Source organism: Anaerovibrio lipolyticus (assembly GCF_021531495.1).
Lineage (GTDB): Bacteria > Bacillota > Negativicutes > Selenomonadales > Selenomonadaceae > Anaerovibrio.
This window is the reverse complement of the sequence record NZ_JADYTY010000053.1, coordinates 1-6,125: the sequence shown is the minus strand read 5'-3', so window position 1 is coordinate 6,125 and position 6,125 is coordinate 1. Positions and strand designations below refer to the sequence as shown.

Here is a 6,125-nt window from a genome sequence, read left to right as displayed (position 1 = left end):
ATCGAAAATCTTTGACATCCCGAATTATATTTACAACTCTAGGGAGAGAGGTAACTCGATAAATCAGAATTTAGGTTATCGGGAGGTTGGGGGATTCTGTAAAATCTAAAAAAATATCTTTATGCAAGCAGGAGATTGAATAATTTTGTCGAATAATAAAAATATAAATCCTTTGTAAGTTTATTTTGCAGAGGATTTTTTTATTTATCCAGAAATGAAATAGGGGGATTGTAGATGCAGGGGAAACGTAATTACAAGGATTCGCTATTTAGAAATATTTTTAAGGACAAGAAGCGACTATGCAGCTTGTATAATGCACTTAGCGGGGAAAATATTTCTCCTAGGGATATTACTATTAACACATTGCGGGGAACATTTTACAATGATGTAAAGAACGATATCAGTTTTGATATAGGTAATCATACTGTAGTGCTCATGGAACATCAGGGATCATGGAATCCCAATATGCCGTTAAGAATGTTATGGTATATTGGCAAGCTGTATAGAAGACATATAGATGTAGATATGGCTTATCGTTCTAAGATGGTAAAAATACCTGCACCGAAGTTCTATGTGTTGTATAATGGTAGTAAGGATGAACCTGAGCATCGTATTATGAGGCTGTCGGAGGCATTTGAGGGGAAAGTCACTCCTTAGAATTAGTTGCAGATAGCTACAATATTAATTTGGACAAAGGAAAAAAGCTTTTGGATTCTTGTTATGAACTGCGGTGTTATAGTGTCTTTGTCGCAAAGGTACAGAAATATTTAGCAGCAAAACAGAACTTAACTCAGGCTATTAAATCTGCTATTCGATATTGCAGAAATAATGAATTGATGAAAGAATATTTTAAAGAACATGAAAAGGAGGTTCTGGATATGGTGACTTTTAAGTGGGATGATAAAAGAGCTAGAGAAATTGCTGAAGAAGAAGGTATGGAAAAAGGCATTGAAAAAGGCATGGAAAAAGGGAGAGCAGAGGGAAGGTTAAGAACCCTGTGTGAATTAGTAAAAGATGGTATACTTTCTAATATGGATGCGGCTAAAAGAGCAGGTATGTCCTTAGAAGAATTTAGGAAAGCTGTTGCTATGTTATAAAAAATATACTGAAATAGCGTATCGATTTGTAACAACCCTGAAAGGTTAGACTTTATGGGGCCACTACAATTGACTCGATACGCTATTTTTGTGGAAATTATTAATTTGTAAGTACAGGTAGACAGTTTTATTTTTGCAGTATGGGAAAATGAATAATCAGGCATTTTTTTCTTGTGGTTTTACATAATCGTATTCTCGTTGCAGGGTGTCCAACACCGTATGTTGGCCGCGATTATCCAGTTGGCGAAATATCTGTACTAGATTTTGTTCCTGGAGATTTAAGTCATTCTGGAAAGTCGAATTTTTCTCCTTAAGAGGCAGGGCTTGGGCTTCTTGTTGAACAGGTGGTAGGCCCAGCAGATAGTCACTGCTAACCTGCAAAAAGGAGGCAATATTGGCAATTTCTGTGTCTCGTGCAGGACGGCAGCCTTTCTCAATACGATTGAGAACACTTTGATGTAGGCCCACGGCATTTGCCAATTCTCCCTGCTGAATATCCCGTTCAATGCGCAAATCATAAATCCGCTGTCCTATTGGGGATTCCTTGTCCATGAAAATTACCTCCTTGATTTTTGCTACTTATCCATAAAATGTTCACAGGCCTTGTTATAATCAGGTGAAGGAGTAACCATTACTCTGTCCTTATAATGTCTTCACAATATGTTCTAATTATAGAAAGAAAAATTGCCAAAATAAAAAAATTGATAAAATAGCAAAAAATATCTTGCATTTGCCAAAATAGCAAAGTATAATGTGAATTAAGAGATTGCTGAAATAGCAAATAGACAGGACAAAATCTTCCATACCGCGGATTGGGATTTTTTGTGGCCTTGTTGTATTTGCAATTTTGCTAAAATAGCAAAATCAGTAATAGTTTTCAGAGGAGATGGCAAGGATGCCTGCTCCCCATGTTTTTTAGTCAAGGAGGAATATATCATGGCTATGGTCGTAAAGAACAACATGACCGCAATTAACACACTCAATACTTTGAACAAGAACTCCAGCGCACTGTCCAAGAGCCTGCAGAAGGTTTCTTCCGGCATGAAGATTAACAGCGCTGCTGATGATGCTTCCGGCTACGCTATTTCTGAGCGTATGCGTGTACAGATCCGTTCCCTGGATCAGGCAAATCAGAACACTCAGAATGGCAGCTCCATGATGAAGGTTGCTGAGGGTGCTGTAAGCTCCACTGTTGAGATTCTCAAGACTTTGAAGGAAAAAGCTGTAAATGCAGCCAACGATTCCAACACCGATTCTGACCGTCAGACCATCCAGAAGGAACTGGATCAGTCCATCGACCAGATTAACGATAACGCAAATGTAACCTTCAACGGCAAGTATCTGGTTGATGGCTCCAAGAATACTGTAGGTAATGCTACCTACACTGCACTGAGCAATCAGAATCTTTCTACAGACACAACTGAGGCTACTAAGCTTACTGAGTTGAAATCACGTAGTGGTGATTCTTTGGAGATTATGGATACCGATAAGGTTACAGTTTCCTATGTTAAGGGTGGTAAGACTTATTCTGCTACTTTTGATGTTAGTTATGCAACCGATCCTACAAATAATCCTAGCAAAAAGGATGGCATTCGTACCCTGCAGGATATCTTCACTCAGGCTGAGATGATTAATGATGAGGATACCATCTTTGGTAGTGCTGCTAACGATAGTATTGCTAAAGTTAATGGCTTGACTGATGCAGAAAAAACAGCTAAACAGACAGAGGTTCAAACTGCCAATAATGCTTTTACTTCTGCAAAGGGTACTTATACAGGTGCTGTAACTGCTTTTGATAATGCACAGAAAACCTTTGATGCAGCTGTTGATGCTTTCAAGGGTGCTATAGCAACATATAATACTAGTGCAACTGCTGACAAGAAAATTGATACCAATGCTTTGGCTGGATTATCTGGCATGGATTATTTGGCTACAGCTGCCGGTCAAGGTAACTTCGCTAAATTGAAGGCTGATACTACAGGTGGTCAAGCAATAACTACTATGAGTGATGCATTGAAAGCCTACAATGGGGCTACATATGATACGGGAAAAACTTTAGCTGATATTGATGTTAGAACTGGTGGTGCTGTAAAAACCTATGATGACGCTGTAGCAGCTTATGAAGCTGCAAAAATTAATTATAGCAAGAGTGCTGCAGCTCCTACTTTGCTTACTGGCTCCAAGGTTGGTGTATCCGCTGCAGATTCAGTAGTTGAAACTGCAAGTGGTCAGAATGCTGTTACAATCACTGCTAATGCTTCTGGCGTTGGTGGACAGATTTCTGGCTTTAATATTAGCATTAGCGACAAAAATGGTAATGTTAAGAAATCTGCTAATGCAGCTTTGGATGCTTTTGAAGAGACAGTTCGTGCTCAGAATAAGTCTGAGGATAATGCTATTAGCCTACAGGTTGGTGCCAAGGCTAACCAGTCCATTAAGGTTGGTCTTACCGATATGCGTGCTGAGGCTCTTGGTCTGCAGGGTGCAGATGGCACTAAGCTGAACATCTCCACTCAGAACAAGGCAAATGCTGCTATCAATGTTCTGGACAATGCTATTCAGAAGGCTTTGGATCAGCAGACCACTATTGGTTCCGTTGAGTCTCGTCTGGAGTACACCTCCACTAACCTGACCACTGCATCTGAGAATGTTCAGTCTTCTGAGTCCACTATTCGTGATGCTGATATGGCTAAGGAAATGACCAACTACACCAAGAACAATGTTCTGCTGCAGGCAGCACAGTCCATGTTGGCACAGGCTAATCAGTCCAGCTCCAACGTACTGTCCCTGCTCCAGTAAGAGCATGGTGATAGCTGGTTGACAGTGAATTTACTTAGGTAAATAAACTGTCCAAATTACCTTGATATATTCTGCAATAGGCTCTAGCCTATTGTTGATATATAACTAAATATACTAATTCCGCACCCCTTCTTGTTGCTAGCCTGAAGGACCAAGGTGTGTTATTAGAACTACCATTGCATATGGGGCGGGAGAGTTGTCACTCCCGTCCCATTCTCTTGTGTATGTAAATTCCGATTTGTAGGGATAAGGTAATTTTTATAAAATACAGTTTTGACTACGATTAAAACATTTGTTATAATTTGTATATATTGTGGGATCATGCCCACAGAGCGAACACAATATGAAAATACTGTTATCAATGATACAAATGATGGTCGCCCTGCAAATAAGTAAATGTTCTGCCTAGCAGTTTTGTTTACAGGGAGATGGTAGCATGGAGAATGTTATCTGTAGAGGTTTCGATAATAGTGTTCCCAGAAAAGGGAAGCGCCTGTGATGAGGCATTAGCTGTAGCAATATACGCCCTTGTACCATTGGTTGCTCTTGTAGTAATCATGGTAATGGCAATATTACTGCGACTTACAATCACAGGTGAACTATCGCTGATTTTACTAAATTAGTGTAATTGTCACATATCGACCGGCATCTTATATACACGAAAAAAGCTGTCCTTGCCGGGACAGCTTTATCGTAAGGTGTTGTGACCATCAGTGTTGCTCCACTGTTTGACGGTCGAATTTCATAGACCTAAAAACATGTAGTGGCGACCATCATTGTGGTTCGCTCTTTTTTTATACTCTTATTTTAGCCTACATAAATATATTAGTCAAGTTCTGATTTACCGAATTGGCTATCTTACTACTATCGTATGTATAATATCAAAATTTTTTCGATATACAGCCTGCGGTCATGACGACTTTTGCTCTGTCCGACTTAATGGCCCTACCTGAGGGTTTATCCTTACGCACAAATACCGCTTGTCGCTGAGCCATTTCACAGAGGCCGTAATGATAGAGAGTGCCACCGGGCCACTTTTGCTACGCAAAAGCAAGAGCCTCCCGATGCAAAAGTGTCATGCCCCTCCGGCTGTTGTCGAATCATCAAGGCTTATCGATATTGTCAATCCCCAATAAATTTGCCATCTTCGTAGGGAATAAGTCATTCCAAATAGTGCCAAAGCAGGAAGGTGCAATGAATACACAAAATATAAGGCATAACATATACCCTTAACAGGTATATCGATGTGCCTCGCTTCTTAACGAATTTAAGCCATGAAAAGGTGAACATTGTGAAGCTTTTCATGCGATTAAATGAGTTTAGCAGCGTGAGGCACATCAATATAGCGCGAGCGTGCCTGTAAGGGTATATGCCATGCCTGCGAGAAGTGTATAGATAATTGATGTATTCGGCAAATCAAAATTTAAAGAATGAAAATACTCATACTAAAACAGCTGTCTTTCTGTTGGATAAGGCGGCTGGTTGGATATTTATATTAATTTTGTAATATTACATTGCTGGGCGATGGTTTGAGGTGTTAGCTTGCTAATGCTATCCATCAGGCTGTAGTGGAAGCTGCCGGGGCCTTGATTTAGATATATATCCTGGATATTTTCTCCGGCAATACCAAGAAGCAGACAGGATAATATGGCAGCTAGGGTATTATTGGTGGCTTGGGAGCTTATGCCATGAACACCGGCAAGACAGGCTCCTGCTAGTACATTGTTCATACAGCCAGTACCTGTAATGGAAGCAAGAGCATTGCTTCCATTGGCAATAATATAAGCCTCCTCAGAGGACACAACCAAATCTATAGGGCCAGTTGCCAAAAGAAGGGCATGATATTCCCTAGCCTGCTTTTGAAAAATCCTGGCATATTCCAGAGCGTTTTCCTTAGTAACCATTTCCTTTTGCCCCGCCTCTACGCCCATACCGGGAGTGGTAGGCAGGCCCAGCAGGGTTCTAAGCTCAGAAATATTACCCTTGATAATATCAGGAACAGCAATCTGCAGCAACTCTTTGGCATATTTTTGACGAAGCCGGCTGCAGGATAGTCCCACCAAGTCCAAGACAAAGGGAATCCCTTTATCCTTGGCAGCACCAGCAGAAATTTTCATAGAAGCCATACGGGCATCAGTTATATTTCCAAGATTGAGAGGCGGATTGTATAATTAAGTTGAACACTTAAAAATCCATAGCGAACCCTTGTGGTAAAATGTAGTTGCACAA

At 40.4% G+C, this 6,125-nt stretch carries 4 protein-coding genes and 3 pseudogenes; 4 read left to right on the top strand and 3 right to left on the bottom strand.

The window, feature by feature from the left end; translation table 11 throughout:
* Positions 1-234 precede the first annotated feature (234 nt).
* Positions 235-657, top strand: coding sequence for a hypothetical protein (locus I6E26_RS10770; RefSeq protein ID WP_235321866.1), 423 nt, complete (start codon positions 235-237; stop codon positions 655-657).
* A gap of 50 nt (positions 658-707) precedes the next feature.
* Positions 708-1,097, top strand: coding sequence for a hypothetical protein (locus tag I6E26_RS10765; protein ID WP_235321865.1), 390 nt, complete (start codon positions 708-710; stop codon positions 1,095-1,097).
* A gap of 156 nt (positions 1,098-1,253) precedes the next feature.
* Here I6E26_RS10765 and I6E26_RS10760 read toward each other — a convergent pair whose 3' ends face one another.
* Positions 1,254-1,649: a helix-turn-helix domain-containing protein gene (locus I6E26_RS10760; RefSeq protein WP_235321864.1), complete on the bottom strand. Its 396-nt coding sequence runs from the start codon at positions 1,647-1,649 to the stop codon at positions 1,254-1,256.
* A gap of 384 nt (positions 1,650-2,033) precedes the next feature.
* Here I6E26_RS10760 and I6E26_RS10755 point away from each other — a divergent pair.
* Both I6E26_RS10755 and I6E26_RS11410 read left to right on the top strand, forming a co-directional pair.
* Positions 2,034-2,643, top strand: a pseudogene (locus I6E26_RS10755) (flagellin); the annotation flags it as partial.
* A gap of 629 nt (positions 2,644-3,272) precedes the next feature.
* Positions 3,273-3,896: pseudogene (locus I6E26_RS11410) on the top strand (flagellin); the annotation flags it as partial.
* Between the two features lie 418 nt (positions 3,897-4,314).
* On the opposite strand, the gene I6E26_RS10745 reads toward I6E26_RS11410, so the two are convergent.
* Both I6E26_RS10745 and I6E26_RS10740 read right to left on the bottom strand, forming a co-directional pair.
* Entirely contained in the window at positions 4,315-4,488 is a 174-nt protein-coding gene (locus tag I6E26_RS10745) for a hypothetical protein (protein ID WP_235321863.1), read from the bottom strand.
* A gap of 898 nt (positions 4,489-5,386) precedes the next feature.
* Positions 5,387-6,040, bottom strand: a pseudogene (locus I6E26_RS10740) (hydroxyethylthiazole kinase); the annotation flags it as partial.
* Between the last annotated feature and the right edge of the window lie 85 nt (positions 6,041-6,125).

What these genes read in the sequence shown, in the direction of transcription:
- I6E26_RS10770 (WP_235321866.1), top strand. Translation starts at nt 235, where the DNA reads ATGCAGGGGAAACGTAATTACAAGGATTCGCTATTTAGAAATATTTTT.
- I6E26_RS10760 (WP_235321864.1), bottom strand. Translation starts at nt 1,649, where the DNA reads ATGGACAAGGAATCCCCAATAGGACAGCGGATTTATGATTTGCGCATT.